The following is a 14,324-nucleotide window of genomic DNA, read 5'->3' as shown; positions in this document are numbered from 1 at the left end:
GTTTGTTGTTTGTGCTGGTGGTGTTATCCGCCTTGTACGGCGGTGATGATTTCTAGCCTGTCATAGTGGTTTGCGGTGGTGTGTGCCCATTGGTTGCGTGGTAGTACGGTGTCGTTGAGTGCTACGGCGATGCCAAGGGGTGTTCCGTCTTGGGCGTTTCCTTGGTCGTTGAGGGCGGTGTTGATGGTGTCTTCGACGAGTTTTTTGATGGTTTGTGGTGTCGTATAGGTGTGTTCTGCACCGTTAATTGTGAGGGTGATGTTCATTGGGGTTTTCCTCCGTTGGTTTAGGGTTTTGTTGGGTTGGCGTGAAGCGTTGTGGACGGCAAGCGTAGAGGTCTTTTCTGTCGTCTTCGGTGAGGGTTTCAGTGATGAGGTGTTCTACGAGTTCTGCTGCTCGTGGTGAAAGCAGTATTCCGTGACGGAAGTAGCCGTTTGAGAGGATGAGGTTTTTGAGTGGTTTACCGTGGTGTTCGATTGTGCCGATGAGGGGCAGGTCGTCGGGTGTTCCGGGGCGTGCTCGTGAGATTATTTCGTAGAGTTCGAGTTCTGTGATGGCGGGGATAAGCTCTCTTGCATCACGTAGTAGTTGGTATATTCCGCCAGCGTTGATACCGGGCATATGGTCTTCACGTGATGTTGCACCGATGACGACGGTGTTGTCTTCACGGGGAACGATGTAAACAGGTTGGGAGCGGACGATACCGCGAATTGTTGAGGTGATGAAGGGCCGCTGGTTTTCAGGTACGCGGAGACGAAGCACATCACCGTAGACGGGGCGTAAAGGGAGTTCTTTGAGCGCTGGTATGCCCTGAAGTTCTAAGGTTCCGAGGCCGTTAGCGACGATGATATATGTTGCGTGGAGTTCTCCGGTGTGCTGTTGCCCTGTCGTGGGGTTTTGGTATTCCCAGTAGATGCCGCGGGCGTGTGTTTGGTCTGCGTCGAGAAGAATTTTTTGGGCTCTCACAGGGTAGAGCTGTTCGTGTAAGAGGTGTATGAGCCCTTGGCAGTACCAGCGCGGGTTAATCTGGTGGTCGCCGGCTATTTCCACGACTCCTGCAAGACGCGAGGAGAGGCTTGGTTCTTGAGAACGAGCTTTTCGGATGGATATTTTTTGGGTTTCTAAACCTAGCTCTTGCTGATATTGTTGGAGGTCTTCTAGAGCATTTTTATCAGCATGATCGTAGGCGCATACGAGGGTTTTTGTTTCTTGTCTACCAACGTGAATACCGGATTCTTCTTGAATGTGTTGTGCAAAGGATGGGTATAGTTGCGCTGCCCGTTTCATCAGCTGAACTAATGGTTCTTGGCGAAATTGTGTTTCAGATGCTGGGGCAAGCATTCCGGCGGCTGCTCGTGTTGCTTCTGAAGCGGGATGTGGGTCTAAGACAGCAACGCTATACCCTATTTTTTGGAGACGGTACGCGGTCGATAATCCGATAATTCCTGCACCGATGACTGCAATATCTACTGTTGAGGGTGGTTCTTTGGATAGTTCGGGTATATATTGATGAATAGTTGAATCTTCATCGTGCGGGTTAAACAACGTCGCACCCATGACGAACACTTCCTTCCGGCGGCATAACCCGCATCAAGTAAGACGGTCGGCTCTCTTAGCCCTCTCAGCGTCGTGAAGATATATCTATTGTGATATGGCGCGATATATCTGACGCTCCCGTAGGTCACTCTAAGTATAAGCCTCAATCTTTTTGATACAAGGAGACCTCAAAACTATGTCCGTTTATGAACAACAGCCTTTCGCCACTTCTTTCGTGGATTCTTCTTCAACGCTTCGTCGCGAGCGCCTTGAAAAGCTTCACAAAGCACGCTTGTACTTGTGTACGGATGCGCGTTTATCTCGTGGAGATTTAGAGTCTTTTCTGGATGAAGCCTATAGTGGCGGTGTTGATATTATTCAGCTGCGTGATAAGAAGATTTCTGTGCAACAGGAGCTAGCAGCTTTAGAGGTTCTCAAAAAGGTGGCGCGTCGTCACGATAAGCTTTTTGCGGTCAATGACCGTGCTGATGTTGCCGCTCTTATGGGTGCTGATATTTTTCATCGAGGTCAAGACGATCTTTCTGCAGTGCAGGCGCGCAGGTTATTAGGTGCCGATGTTCTTGTAGGTGCTTCAACACATGGAGTGTCTCAGGGGCAGGAGGCTGCTACCGATAAGAATATTGATTATTTTGCGTGTGGGCCGGTGTGGCCGACGCCGACGAAGCCGGGGCGTGCAGCAACAGGCGTGGAGTATCTTGAGCAGGTTGCTCAGTTTGCCGGTCAGAAACCGTGGTTTGCTATTGGTGGCGTTAACGTGGATACGGTGTCAGAGGTTTGTCAGGCAGGTGCCTCACGTATTGTTGTGGTGCGTGCTTTAACCGAAGCTGCTGATGTTCGTAGCGCAGCAAAACAACTGAAGGGTGCGTTAGAAGTTGTTTAGCTTTCTCTAAAGAGTTTTGGTTGTCGTTGAAAGGTATTCTTCCCACCCTTGTTTTACGAGAGTGTGTATCTGTCCTAGTGTCTGTGACATGGTTTTTGTGTGGGCGATAATCGGTAAGAAATTGGTGTCGCCAGACCATCGTGGGAGGATATGCTGGTGTAGGTGATCGGCTATTCCGGCTCCCCCAATTTTGCCTTGATTCATCCCAATATTGAATCCGTCTGTTTTGCTGACTTGACGTAGCACACGCATCGCTTGTTGGGTGAGAACCCCTATTTCGGTTAGTTCTTCGACGGTTGCGTCATCGTAATATGGGATATGCCGGTATGGCAGAATCAGCAGGTGCCCTGGGTTATATGGGTAGAGGTTTAAGATGGCGTACGCGTATTTACCTCGATGAACAATCAGAGATTCTTCGTCAGAGCGTTCGGGAGCACTACAAAAGGGGCACGTCTGTTCTTGGTAGTCTTTTTGCCCTCCGCTGACGTATGCCTTACGGTGAGGTGTCCAAAGCCGTTGGAAAGCATCTGGGACTTGTGGCAGTTCAAAGCTATCGGTGGTGTACTCCATGGTCTTTAGTGTACCTGTAGGCTCATACGCTCTATGTGAATGTTGCTAAAAGATTCTTGTGGATGCTACCGGAAAAGTCTTTTCCGGTAGCATCCACACAGATTATGCGAGTGCGATACTCCTAGCAGAATAGGTTCTAACTATTCTTCAAGTAGTCCACGTCGACGTAATAGTGGTTCAATTCGTGGGTCTCGTCCTCGTAACTGTCGGAAAGACTCTGCCGGGTCTTGGCTATTTCCTGTTGTGAGGATAGCGTTTTTGAAGGTTTCACCGTTGTGGCGGGTTGCTCCCCCGGATTCTTCAAACCAATCAACAGTTTCTGCGTCCATCATCTCGGAGTAGATGTAAGCATAGTATCCGGCGGCGTATCCTCCACCAAAGATGTGTTTGAACATTCCGGTAAGGTAGCGCGGAGATACTGGGTATTGGTCGAAGCCATAACGTTTGAGCACTTCATCTTCAAAGGCTTTAGCATCTTCACAACTGTCGATGAGCCCGTCTTCAACGCTACGGGCGTGCCATGCCATATCGAGGAGGGCGGCTCCTAGATATTCGCTGGTGGCAAATCCTTCTCCCCACTGTTCGCTAGCGCGTAGCGCATCAATATGTTCTTGTGGGAGTGTTTCTCCTGTATCAATATGGCGTGCGTAGTTCCCTACTACTGCTGGGTGGAACATCCACATCTCATTAACTTGTGAGGGATATTCAACAAAGTCACGGGGAACGTTCGTACCAGCAACAGAAGGATACTTAGCGGTACTTAACAAGGAATGTAGTGCGTGGCCAAATTCGTGGAAAAGTGTCCGTACATTATCAAGGGTCAGTAGCGCCGGTGCACCTTCAGCAGGTTCTGCAATGTTGAGGGTGTTGAGCACTACTGGCACTTGTTGGATGCGTTCATCACGTGGTACGAGGTCGTTCATCCATGCTCCGCCTTGTTTGGTGGCGCGAGCATACGGGTCAAGAGCAAAAATACCAATGAGAGTGCCGTTCTCGTCTTTGACCTCCCATACCCGCATGTCGGGGTAATAACTCGATAGTTCGGGGTGTTCGGTGAAGCTGATTCCGTAAAGAGTTTCAGCGGCGTAGAAGACGCCTCGTTCTACTACAGAGTTAAGCTCAAAGTAGGGTCGTAGAGCTTGTATATCGACACGATATTTTTCTTCTGCCACACGTTTGAGGTAGTAAGGTACGTCAGCAGCATGGATGTCTTCAACAGGCACTCCCGCAACTTCTGCCATGGTTTCTAGTTCTTTACGGAAGTTTGCTAATGCTTGTGGCAACATTTTTTCAAGCATCGCTAGTGCTTCATCAGATTTTTGTGCTACAGCTCGGCGAATGGTCAGTTCTGCGTGGTTCTTTGCTCCGAAGAGTGCTGCTCGTTGCGCTCGCAGGTATGACATTTTTGCGCCAGTTTGGATGGTTTGTGGTGTATCTGCGCTACCGGCATCTCGAGTGTGTGCTCGTCCACGGTTGATGGAGTTTGCATAATATTTTTTGCGGGTCGCGGGGTTCTCTAGTGATTCAAGAAGTGCCGGTGCGGCAAAGAGATCTTGAGGTAGCAGGAACGCTCCTTCGTGTCCGTTCTTTGCGGCGTTGAGGGCAAGACGTTCTCGGGTGCTTTCGTCGAGTCCTGCAAGTTCTTCTTCGTCGTGGATGAGAAGTGCTGCTTGTTGTGCTCCGGTCAGCAGTGCTTTAGAGAATTCTGCACTCAGTTTTGCTAGTTCGGCATCGAGTGTTGCGAGCTGTTGTTGTGCATCTTTGCTAAGGTATGCTCCTGCGTCGGTGAATGTTTCTTTCCAGAGCTTGAGCACTCGTTGTTGTTCTGGGGTGAGGTTGTGCTCTTCAACGTTGGCGATGCGAGTAGCAAGAGGCTCGTTATTCGCCATGGCGGTTGTGTGTTCGGCGAGTTTGGGTTCCCAGTATTCGCTGAGTTCTAGTATTTCTGGTGTTCCCATGGAGGACAGGTACGTGTAGTAGATGCCTGTTGCTCGTGAGAATTCTCGGTAGCTGTCTTCTAACGGTTCAATGGTGTTGGCGAAGGTTGGTGTTTCGCTATTTGCACAGATGTTGTTCCACGCAAGTTTTTGAGCCTGTACGGCTTCTTCTAACGCTTGGTGTATGTCATGGCTGGTGGTGGAGGCTAGTTGTGGGTATCCTCCGATATCTGATGATGCTTGTAATAGTTTATGTGTCATAGTTCTCTATTTTAGCGGTGGTTTTTTCCTCCTGTCTGCTGTGTTAAAGCAAACTGTCGCTATTGTAAAGTTTTTCCTTGTCGGAAGGATTCTTTACAAGAGCGACAGTTTCAACACATGAGATGTCTTGGTTGTATAGGTTTTTCTTCTATTCTGCCGGTGTTTCAGTTGTTGCGCGAGGGTCTTCGTTCACACGGTTCTTGATGTGTTCAACAATGCGTTGGATAGCTTCTGCTACAGGCACACCATTTTCTTGGGAGCCATCACGGTAGCGGAACGATACTGCCCCATTTTCTGCGTCTTCTCCGCCGGCGATGAGAATAAACGGTGTTTTCTCTTTGGAAGCGGTACGAATCTTTTTGGGGAAACGGTCAGTTCCGTAGTCGACTTCTACGCGAACCCCTTCAGCTCGAAGCTTGGTAGCAATATCTGCCATATAGTCGTTGAAGGCTTCTGCTACGGGCACTGCTACAACTTGTACGGGTGATAGCCATGCGGGGAATGCTCCTGCATAGTGTTCGGTGAGAACTCCGAGGAAGCGCTCAAACGAACCAAACTTTGCAGAGTGAATCATGACAGGCTCTTGACGTGTTCCGTCTGAGGCTTGGTATTCTAACCCGAATCGTTGTGGCTGGTTGAAGTCATATTGAACAGTAGACATCTGCCAGGTACGGCCGATGGCGTCTTTCGCTTGTACGGAGATTTTAGGTCCGTAGAATGCTGCTCCACCTGGATCTGGTACAAGTTCTAGACCGGTTTCGGAGGCGACTTGTTCAAGGACTGCTGTTGCTTGTTCCCATTGTTCGTCGGTGCCGATAAACTTGTCTTTTTTATCGCCTTCTGTGTCTCGGGTAGACAATTCGAGGTAGAAGTCTGTCATACCGAAATCTTCTAGCAGGCTGAGCATAAATTTGAGCAGATGACGAATCTCATCGGGTGCTTGTTCTTTGGTGACGTAGCTATGTGAGTCGTCTTGGGTGATCATACGAACTCGGGTGAGTCCTTGTAGTACACCTGATTTTTCGTCACGGTAGACGGTTCCAAATTCGAATAGTCGTAATGGTAGCTCTCGGTAGGAGCGTCCTCGTGATCGGAAAATCTCATTGTGCATGGGGCAGTTCATGGCCTTGAGACGGTAGTTTCCGTTATCGAGTTCCATGGAGGGGAACATACCGTCTGAGTAGTATGGCAGGTGCCCAGAGGTGTAGAACAGGTCTTCTTTGGAGATATGAGGGGTGCTGACGTATTGGAAGCCTTCTTGGATGTGGCGTGTGCGTACGTAGTCTTCCATCTCACGTTTGATAATGCCACCTTTGGGGTGGATGACGGGTAGACCGGGGCCGATGTTTTTAGGGAAGGAGAAGAGGTCTAGTTCTTCTCCGAGTCGTCGGTGGTCGCGTCGTTCAGCTTCTGCGATACGTTCTTTGTAGGCTACGAGCTCTTCTTTGCTAGGCCATGCAGTTCCGTAAATGCGTTGGAGCATGGGGTTCTTTTCAGAACCGCGCCAGTAGGCTCCACCTGCTCGCATGAGGGCGTACCCGTTTCCGATAAGTTTTGTGTTGGGTAGGTGTGGGCCACGGCAGAGGTCACGCCATACGGTTTCCCCAGTTTTGGGGTGAACGTTGTCGTAGATGGTGATATCGCCGGCGCCGACTTCTACGGAGGCGCCTTCTGCTGCGTCAGCCCCAGAACCGGGACCTTGGCTGAGGCTCAGCAATTCGAGCTTGTAGGGTTCTTGCGCCATTTCTTGCGCTGCTTGTTCTGGGGTCACAACGCGGCGTACAAATTTTTGTCCTGATTTGATGATTTTGATCATCATTTTCTCAATTTTTTTGAGGTCTTCAGGGGTGAAGGGATCTTCAACGTCAAAGTCGAAGTAGAAGCCGTCGGTAATATATGGCCCGATGCCGAGTTTTGCGTCTTTTCGGTATTCTTGGACTGCTTGAGCCATGACGTGCGCGGCGGAGTGACGGAGGACTTCTAGACCTTCTTGTTCGTGGATGCTGACGGGGACGATAGAATCCCCCTCGTGTAGGGGTGTTGAGAGGTCTACGAGTTTGTCGTTAATACGGGCAACGACAATATCGCGGTCTTCGGTGAAGAGTTCGGCGGCTGTGGTGCCGTCTTCAATGGTGCGTTTTTCTCCGGCAACGTCTACAGAAATGTGTGCGACAGACATCTGTCTCCTTGTTTGTGTGTTGTGCACGCCCGTACTAAGGGCATGCTCGGTATTGATAGTGCGCGGTACAAGAGCGCACATTGTTCTTTAGTTTACATGTGTTTTGTCATGGGGGTTCTTTATCTGCAGTGTCGTGACGACTGGTTGTGGAGTATCTAACATCCATAAAATTTTTTTGATACATACCTTGACACACAAAGAAATCTTTATATAAAGTTTCTTTTATGGATAGCGAGAGAACTTGGGAAACAGAGTACAGTGGCTCCGTTGCACTCTTTGCAGCATTAGCGCACCCATTGCGCCTAGCTTTGACTCACCATCTGTCCAAAGGATCACATACCGTCAGTGAGCTTTTTACATGTATGGGAGTCTCACAACCTCTTGTCTCCCACCACCTCAAAATCCTCAAAGAAGCTGGAGTTATTACCAGCACACAGACAGGACGTAGCATCATCTACGAAGTAGCAGACCATCACGTCACGCACATCATTAACGATGTCTACGAACACACCAAGGAGAATAACTCATGAGCACCGCAACTTTGCACCGCGAATCAGAAGCACATGCACACACCCACGGACCAAACTGCGGTCACCTAGCAGTCATCCACCACGACCACGTCGACTACATCCACGGCGACCACGTACACCGTGAACACGATGGACACTACGACGAATGCGTCACCTGCGAATGCGGCGACTGCAACGATAGCTGCGCAACCTGCGAATGCGACAACTGCAACTGCCCCACCTGCAACCACGCAACCTGCGAATGCGGCGACTGCTCAGACGCATGCGTCAACTGCGTCTGCGAAAACTGCCAGTGCGCAACCTGCAACCACGCAGCATAAATACAGCTCAACACACAGGCTAAAATACGGTGGGTGATAAGGACTTAGTCCTTATCACCCACCGTATTTTAAAATCATCAAGACACCACACAATAAGCTATTGCCGGTTAAGAGAAATATCCGCTAGCCTGTTTACATACATGACGTTGCCCACAATACCTAGGACTTGCCATGGAAAAGTACATCACCCTCATCACCAACACCACCACTCCACTGCGCAAATCACCTCAGCGTCTCAATCTACGCCCCACCACGCCAGAAGATACAGAAGCCATCGCACGGCTCTTATTCTCTTCCTACGACGAATCAACCTTCGTCACCCAAGAAGATGCACAACGCCAAGTCAAAGAAATACTCGCTGGAACATACGGAGAGTTCTACCCCGAAGCTTCCCCTCTCCTCATTGACGATAACGGTCGAGCAGTTGCTGTTCTCCTCAGCCTCAAAAACCGATTAGACCATAACGGTCCAGAAGAAACACCCACACTATTAGAGCTCATCACTGCACCTTCACGACGCCGTGAAGGAATTGCCGAAGAACTCATCACCTACGCCCTCGACATTATGCAAAATCATCATTATGACGAGGCAAGTACACATATCAGCGAAAGAAACGCCGCAGCGCTCGCTCTCTACCTCACTCTCGGGTGGCAACGCTGGACTCCTCAAGACGACGCACTTCTCCCCTAATAGACAGATATGCACCGTTGGACTATACCCTCCTCATCTTCATAGCCCACGGGATTCTACAACGTGTTCTGTCCAGAACTTCTCGTACCCTTCAAGGACAGCGTCCTCCACATCTTCAACTTTGACCTGTGAGATAACATCGTTCAACGCACCAACCGTCTGCGGGTCTAAAGGCATCGCTAAGTGACGATACACTTCTTCCGTCACACCTCTCAACGAAGCAGAATCCTCTACAACAATTCCCGTACTAAACCACCACGCGCCAGAAACAACGCGTTGAGCAGTGCCGATAATCTTAAAACGTTGACCTTGAGCAGAGTGAACAAAAACAGAATATTCACCAGGACAATACTCCCCCGGTAACTCACCCACTTCTGCACAAAACCCTAACGAAGAAAGTATTTGAACAAAAAATTGTGCAAAAAACTCAAAACGACGATTGTTCCCACTAATAGCATCAGCAGAAGGAGCAAAATGATCAATAACTAACGAGCCCGCATGATAAGCAGCAGCATGACCGCCCACAGGTCGCACCTGCGGTAAAAACCCTAAACGGCGAGAGGCTTCAGCTGCATCCTCAAAAGAAGGATTATGTTTGTCTCGTCGCCCAAACGCCATATTGGGGGCAGGACGATACAAACGAAGCGTTTGTTCCTCTTGACCTCGAGCCACACGGCGCAAGAACTCCACAGACTCTGAGAACGGATGAATATGTTCTCCGGGGTGTTCGGTATCTAAAATAATATGCATGACAAAGCCCTCTTAACCTAGTACACCAGCAATCATCTCTTTCTATCATCGCTGATAGAAAGAGAACATGCATTGAGACATAACACAACAGATACGGTGTCTCTCTCCCCCCCCCCATATATTAAGAAAAGTGGTGCGCCCTCTGCCCTTACCGGACAGAAAGCGCACCACCATCAACTTTTAAATGTTATTCAGAACGGTTTAGAAATCCCAGTCATCGTCTTCGGTGTTAACAGCTTTACCAATAACGTATGAAGAACCAGAACCAGAGAAGAAGTCATGGTTTTCATCAGCATTAGGAGACAGCGCCGAAAGGATAGCAGGAGAAACATTTGTTACCGATGCAGGGAACATTGCTTCGTACCCAAGGTTCATCAGCGCTTTATTAGCGTTGTAGTGCAAGAATTTCTTAACATCTTCGCTCAAGCCCACAGAATCGTAGAGAGAATGAGTGTATTGAACTTCGTTCTCGTACAGTTCATAGAGCAAGTCAAAGGTGTAGTCCTTGAGTTCTTGCTGACGTTCAGGAGTTTCTTTTTCTAGACCGCGCTGGAACTTGTAACCAATGTAGTATCCGTGAACAGCTTCATCACGAATAATCAGACGAATCAAATCAGCAGTGTTCGTGAGTTTCGCGTGAGAAGACCAGTACATCGGAAGGTAGAAACCAGAGTAGAACAAGAAAGATTCTAGCAATGTAGAAGCAACTTTCTTCTTCAAGGGGTCTTCGCCTTGATAGTAGTCCATCACAATATTTGCTTTTTTCTGCAAGTGTTCATTCTCTGCAGACCAGCGGAATACCTCATCAATCTGCTTCGTTGAAGCAAGAGTGGAGAAAATTGAAGAATATGATTTCGCGTGGACAGATTCCATGAACGCGATGTTGGTGTATACAGCTTCTTCGTGGGAAGTCACAGCATCAGGTAGCAAAGAAACTGCACCAACAGTACCTTGAATGGTATCGAGCAAAGTCAAGCCTGTGAAGACTCGCATGGTGAGCTGTTGTTCTTCAGGAGTGAGCGTCTTCCACGACTGAACGTCGTTAGACAGTGGGACTTTCTCAGGCAACCAGAAATTAGCGGTTAGGCGATCCCACACTTCGAGGTCTTTTTCGTCTTCAATACGGTTCCAGTTAATAGCTTCAACGTGGTGAATCAGTTTCACCTTTTCGCTCATCATCATTGTGTTCTCCTTATCGATGAACTGTTCTTCACAATCTCATGTGATGTATGTGTTGTTGCTCTGGTGTGGGGCAGTTCGAGTGCTACTACCCCACACCATCATAGTTTATGCGCGCACAGCGACATTAGAGCATGCAGGAAACGCAACCTTCAACTTCTGTTCCTTCAAGAGCCATCTGTCGGATACGTGAGTAGTAGATGGTCTTAATGCCTTTACGCCATGCGTAGATTTGTGCCTTGTTCACGTCACGAGTGGTAGCTGTATCACGGAAGAACAGTGTTAACGAGAGACCCTGATCAACGTGTTGTGTTGCCACAGCATAGGTGTCAATAATCTTTTCGTACCCAATCTCGTATGCGTCCTCATAGTATTCGATATTCTCGTTTGAAAGGTAAGGAGCTGGGTAATAGACGCGCCCAAGCTTACCTTCTTTACGAATTTCGATTTTTGAGGCGATGGGGTGGATAGAAGATGTTGAACCGTTGATATATGAGATAGAACCTGTAGGCGGAACAGCCTGAAGATTCTGGTTGTACATACCGTATTGTGCAACATCAGCTGCAAGAGCTTTCCAGTCCTCTTGGGTGGGGATGCTGTGTCCTGCAAAAAGTTCACGCACGCGTTCAGTTGCAGGTTCCCATTCTTGTTGGATGTACTTCTGGAAGAACTCTCCGCTAGCATATTTTGATTTCTCAAACCCAACGAAGGTTTCTTGGCGTTCACGCGCAATTTCCATTGAGGCTCGAATCGCGTGGTATGTGACCGTATAGAAGTAGATATTGGTGAAGTCTAGAGCTTCTTCTGAACCATATTTGATGCGTTCACGACCAAGATAACCGTGCAAGTTCATCTGGCCAAGTCCCACGGCATGGCTCATCGAGTTACCGCGTTCAATAGAGGGCACGGAACGAATATCTGAAAGATCAGATACTGCGGTAAGAGAACGAATTGCCGCGTTAACGGTTGAGCCGATGTCTTTGCCGTCCATCGTCAACGCAATGTTGAGAGAGCCAAGGTTACAAGAGATGTCTTTACCAATGGTCTCGTATCCTAGGTCAGCATTGTAATAGGACGGTTCTGATACCTGAAGAATCTCTGAGCAGAGGTTTGACATGATGACTTTACCGTCAATGGGATTTGCACGGTTAACGGTGTCTTCATACATGACATAGGGGTATCCGGATTCGAACTGTACTTCTGCGAGAGTTTGGAAGAATTCACGGGCATTAATCTTGGTTTTCTTAATGCGGGCGTCATCGACCATCTCGTAGTACTTTTCGGTGACAGAAATATCAGAAAGTGGTTTGCCGTATACTCGTTCAACGTCGTACGGGGAGAAGAGGTACATGTCCTCGTTCTTCTTTGCCAGCTCAAAAGTGATATCGGGGATAACAACACCGAGAGAGAGCGTCTTAATACGAATTTTTTCGTCCGCGTTTTCACGCTTGGTGTCAAGGAACGAGTAGATGTCGGGGTGGTGAGCGTGCAGGTATACTGCACCAGCACCTTGACGAGCACCTAGCTGGTTTGCGTAGGAGAAAGAATCCTCAAGAAGTTTCATCACGGGGATGACACCAGAGGACTGGTTCTCAATCTTTTTGATAGGTGCACCAGCTTCACGAAGGTTTGTCAAGGCGAAAGCAACACCGCCGCCACGTTTAGATAGTTGCAAAGCGGAATTGATGGAACGTCCGATGGATTCCATATTGTCTTCAACACGAAGGAGGAAGCAAGAGACGAGTTCGCCACGCTGTTTTTTACCTGCGTTTAAGAAGGTTGGGGTTGCTGGTTGGAATCGTCCGGAGATGATTTCTTCAACAATTTTGACGGCTAGTTCTTCGTTACCTTCAGCAAGGAGCAATGAGACCATGACAACGCGGTCTTCGAAGCGTTCTAGGTAGCGCTGACCGTCAAAGGTTTTGAGAGCGTATGAGGTATAAAACTTGAATGCACCCAAGAAGGTAGGAAACCGAAACTTTTTGGAGTACGCCAATTTAGAAAGAGATTTAATGAACTCGAAGTCATACATCTCAAAGATGCGCTCTTCATAGTATTGGTGTTTGACGAGGTAATCCATTTTTTCTTCCAAGTCGTGGAAGAAAACGGTGTTGTTATTGACGTGCTGGAGAAAGTATTGGCGTGCGGCTTGACGATCAGCGTCAAACTGAATTTGTCCGTCTTCATCATAAAGGTTGAGAAGAGCGTTGAGTTCGTGGTATCCAAGTCCGCGGAACTTTTCTGGCACGGTGGGGTCTTCGTGTCCAGGTTCGTGGCTCATGCCGGGCACAGGGAGTTTTGAATCCAAAATTTTTCCAATCCTTCTTGAACGTTGGTGACGTCTTCGGGTGTTCCCATCAACTCAAATTTATAGAGGACAGGAACCTGACATTTTGCTGACACAATATCTGCGGCGACGCAGTAGAGTGAACCAAAGTTGGTGTTTCCGGCTCCTATGACTCCGCGCATTAGAGCACGGTTCTCGGGAACGTTAAGAAACTTTGTGGCTTGCGGTGGAACAGAGCCTGATCCGCCGGGTCTGCCATAGCTCGGAACACAGAGTACATACGGTTCGTGTACTCGTGGAGTTTCCTCGCTAGTTTTTAGGGGTAAGCGTATGGCTCGAACCCCCGTTTTAAGAATAAATTTATGAGTATTTTCAGAAACCGATGAGAAGTAAACAACCAGAGGGCTACCAGATGTGGTGGTCACGGTGGAGTCTGCTTCGCGTGTTTGTTGTTCCATGAGAAGCTCCAACCTTATCTATGCGGTTTAGGGTGCGGTGATGAGCCAGACTGATGCGAGGTTCAAAGGTTTATGCGCTCAAGGAGCTGATAAGGTCTGGGCGGAAGCCTGACCAGTGTTGGTCTCCAGCGATGACGACGGGGGCTTGGAGATAACCGAGTTTTTTGATGTCTTCGAGTGCTTGCTCGTTCTCGGTGATGTCTACGATGTTGTACTCGATACCGTTTTTCTCTAGTGCACGATATGTCATATTGCACTGCATACAAGCCGGTTTAGTGTACACCGTTACTGACATTGTTATCTCCTTGGTATCACCAGCAGGTGGCGATAGGTTCTCGTCGTAGGGCTATAGATTATGGGTTCGTTGTGGTGAGCTCTTTGAAGACCAGTGTTTATCAAGTCGGTGAGCAACGACCGGATTAATACTACATCTAGTGTGCGAGGAGTTCTAGATGCCCTAGATAGTGTGGTCTACTCACCATTTTTCTTAATCCACAGCATTTTTCGCTTATTTATAGGGCTTATGGCAGTTATCCACAATCCTATTTAAACACCTGTCTAGACACCCTCCTTTTGGAGGTCTCTAACACACCGGCAAAAAGGTGTCACCAATGCGCCCCGTATTCTCAACGGAGGAGATTCAACCCAAACCTGAACTTTGCTGTTACCAGCACTTCTGAGAGAAATTTTTAACGCTTTTTTTACTCTTGGTGTGTCGCCTAGAAC

At 48.5% G+C, this 14,324-nt stretch carries 14 protein-coding genes and 1 riboswitch; of the genes, 4 read left to right on the top strand and 10 right to left on the bottom strand.

Annotation, left to right across the window (positions count from 1 at the left end; all coding sequences use genetic code 11):
- Nucleotides 1–23 precede the first annotated feature (23 nt).
- Nucleotides 24–266: a sulfur carrier protein ThiS gene (thiS, locus tag ACN08W_RS07415; protein ID WP_419107306.1), complete on the bottom strand. Its 243-nt coding sequence runs from the start codon at nt 264–266 to the stop codon at nt 24–26.
- Complete coding sequence (gene thiO / locus ACN08W_RS07410; protein ID WP_419109157.1) at nt 244–1,557, bottom strand: glycine oxidase ThiO; 1,314 nt, start codon at nt 1,555–1,557, stop codon at nt 244–246. The genes thiS and thiO overlap by 23 nt, the downstream gene beginning before the upstream one ends.
- Nucleotides 1,551–1,688, bottom strand: a riboswitch (TPP riboswitch). It overlaps the preceding gene by 7 nt.
- A 44-nt stretch (nt 1,689–1,732) precedes the next feature.
- Here thiO and thiE point away from each other — a divergent pair.
- Nucleotides 1,733–2,437: a thiamine phosphate synthase gene (gene thiE, locus ACN08W_RS07405; RefSeq protein ID WP_419109156.1), complete on the top strand. Its 705-nt coding sequence runs from the start codon at nt 1,733–1,735 to the stop codon at nt 2,435–2,437.
- A gap of 6 nt (nt 2,438–2,443) precedes the next feature.
- Here the strand turns inward: thiE and ACN08W_RS07400 are convergent, their stop codons facing one another.
- From ACN08W_RS07400 to thrS, 3 genes are all read right to left on the bottom strand, one after another.
- On the bottom strand, nt 2,444–3,007 hold the full coding sequence (locus ACN08W_RS07400) for an HIT family protein (protein ID WP_419107303.1): 564 nt from the start codon (nt 3,005–3,007) through the stop codon (nt 2,444–2,446).
- Between the two features lie 140 nt (nt 3,008–3,147).
- A complete protein-coding gene (locus ACN08W_RS07395; RefSeq protein WP_419109155.1) occupies nt 3,148–5,205 on the bottom strand; it encodes a M3 family metallopeptidase in 2,058 nt (685 codons plus the stop codon).
- Between the two features lie 148 nt (nt 5,206–5,353).
- Nucleotides 5,354–7,384, bottom strand: a complete 2,031-nt coding sequence (gene thrS / locus ACN08W_RS07390; protein ID WP_419101327.1) for a threonine--tRNA ligase — start codon at nt 7,382–7,384, stop codon at nt 5,354–5,356.
- A 224-nt stretch (nt 7,385–7,608) separates the two neighbouring features.
- On the opposite strand from thrS, the gene ACN08W_RS07385 reads away from it, so the two are divergent.
- From ACN08W_RS07385 to ACN08W_RS07375, 3 genes are all read left to right on the top strand, one after another.
- Nucleotides 7,609–7,914: an ArsR/SmtB family transcription factor gene (locus tag ACN08W_RS07385; RefSeq protein ID WP_419103725.1), complete on the top strand. Its 306-nt coding sequence runs from the start codon at nt 7,609–7,611 to the stop codon at nt 7,912–7,914.
- On the top strand, nt 7,911–8,234 hold the full coding sequence (locus ACN08W_RS07380) for a hypothetical protein (protein WP_419103724.1): 324 nt from the start codon (nt 7,911–7,913) through the stop codon (nt 8,232–8,234). The genes ACN08W_RS07385 and ACN08W_RS07380 overlap by 4 nt, the downstream gene beginning before the upstream one ends.
- Before the next feature lie 171 nt (nt 8,235–8,405).
- Complete coding sequence (locus ACN08W_RS07375) at nt 8,406–8,924, top strand: GNAT family N-acetyltransferase (RefSeq protein WP_419109154.1); 519 nt, start codon at nt 8,406–8,408, stop codon at nt 8,922–8,924.
- Between the two features lie 39 nt (nt 8,925–8,963).
- Here the strand turns inward: ACN08W_RS07375 and ACN08W_RS07370 are convergent, their stop codons facing one another.
- From ACN08W_RS07370 to nrdH, 5 genes are all read right to left on the bottom strand, one after another.
- On the bottom strand, nt 8,964–9,674 hold the full coding sequence (locus ACN08W_RS07370; protein WP_419109153.1) for a lipoyl protein ligase domain-containing protein: 711 nt from the start codon (nt 9,672–9,674) through the stop codon (nt 8,964–8,966).
- Between the two features lie 201 nt (nt 9,675–9,875).
- On the bottom strand, nt 9,876–10,874 hold the full coding sequence (gene nrdF / locus ACN08W_RS07365) for a class 1b ribonucleoside-diphosphate reductase subunit beta (RefSeq protein ID WP_419101638.1): 999 nt from the start codon (nt 10,872–10,874) through the stop codon (nt 9,876–9,878).
- A 106-nt stretch (nt 10,875–10,980) separates the two neighbouring features.
- Entirely contained in the window at nt 10,981–13,134 is a 2,154-nt protein-coding gene (gene nrdE, locus ACN08W_RS07360) for a class 1b ribonucleoside-diphosphate reductase subunit alpha (RefSeq protein WP_419101639.1), read from the bottom strand.
- On the bottom strand, nt 13,131–13,598 hold the full coding sequence (gene nrdI / locus ACN08W_RS07355; protein WP_419101332.1) for a class Ib ribonucleoside-diphosphate reductase assembly flavoprotein NrdI: 468 nt from the start codon (nt 13,596–13,598) through the stop codon (nt 13,131–13,133). The genes nrdE and nrdI overlap by 4 nt, the downstream gene beginning before the upstream one ends.
- Before the next feature lie 70 nt (nt 13,599–13,668).
- On the bottom strand, nt 13,669–13,893 hold the full coding sequence (nrdH, locus tag ACN08W_RS07350; protein WP_419101333.1) for a glutaredoxin-like protein NrdH: 225 nt from the start codon (nt 13,891–13,893) through the stop codon (nt 13,669–13,671).
- Between the last annotated feature and the right edge of the window lie 431 nt (nt 13,894–14,324).

Origin of the sequence: Rothia sp. CCM 9419, from assembly GCF_048512815.1 — a bacterium.
Classification (GTDB): Bacteria; Actinomycetota; Actinomycetes; order Actinomycetales; family Micrococcaceae; genus Rothia.
The sequence above is the reverse complement of the archived record's forward strand: the minus strand, read 5'-3'. Positions and strand labels throughout refer to the sequence as shown.

Bases quoted from the DNA above. Each gene is read 5' to 3' on its own strand.
- nrdH (WP_419101333.1), bottom strand. From the start codon at position 13,893: ATGTCAGTAACGGTGTACACTAAACCGGCTTGTATGCAGTGCAATATG.
- ACN08W_RS07375 (WP_419109154.1), top strand. From the start codon at position 8,406: ATGGAAAAGTACATCACCCTCATCACCAACACCACCACTCCACTGCGC.
- thrS (WP_419101327.1), bottom strand. From the start codon at position 7,384: ATGTCTGTCGCACACATTTCTGTAGACGTTGCCGGAGAAAAACGCACC.
- nrdI (WP_419101332.1), bottom strand. From the start codon at position 13,598: ATGGAACAACAAACACGCGAAGCAGACTCCACCGTGACCACCACATCT.
- ACN08W_RS07380 (WP_419103724.1), top strand. From the start codon at position 7,911: ATGAGCACCGCAACTTTGCACCGCGAATCAGAAGCACATGCACACACC.
- ACN08W_RS07395 (WP_419109155.1), bottom strand. From the start codon at position 5,205: ATGACACATAAACTATTACAAGCATCATCAGATATCGGAGGATACCCA.
- thiE (WP_419109156.1), top strand. From the start codon at position 1,733: ATGTCCGTTTATGAACAACAGCCTTTCGCCACTTCTTTCGTGGATTCT.
- ACN08W_RS07385 (WP_419103725.1), top strand. From the start codon at position 7,609: ATGGATAGCGAGAGAACTTGGGAAACAGAGTACAGTGGCTCCGTTGCA.
- thiO (WP_419109157.1), bottom strand. From the start codon at position 1,557: ATGGGTGCGACGTTGTTTAACCCGCACGATGAAGATTCAACTATTCAT.
- thiS (WP_419107306.1), bottom strand. From the start codon at position 266: ATGAACATCACCCTCACAATTAACGGTGCAGAACACACCTATACGACA.
- nrdE (WP_419101639.1), bottom strand. From the start codon at position 13,134: ATGAGCCACGAACCTGGACACGAAGACCCCACCGTGCCAGAAAAGTTC.
- ACN08W_RS07370 (WP_419109153.1), bottom strand. From the start codon at position 9,674: ATGCATATTATTTTAGATACCGAACACCCCGGAGAACATATTCATCCG.
- ACN08W_RS07400 (WP_419107303.1), bottom strand. From the start codon at position 3,007: ATGGAGTACACCACCGATAGCTTTGAACTGCCACAAGTCCCAGATGCT.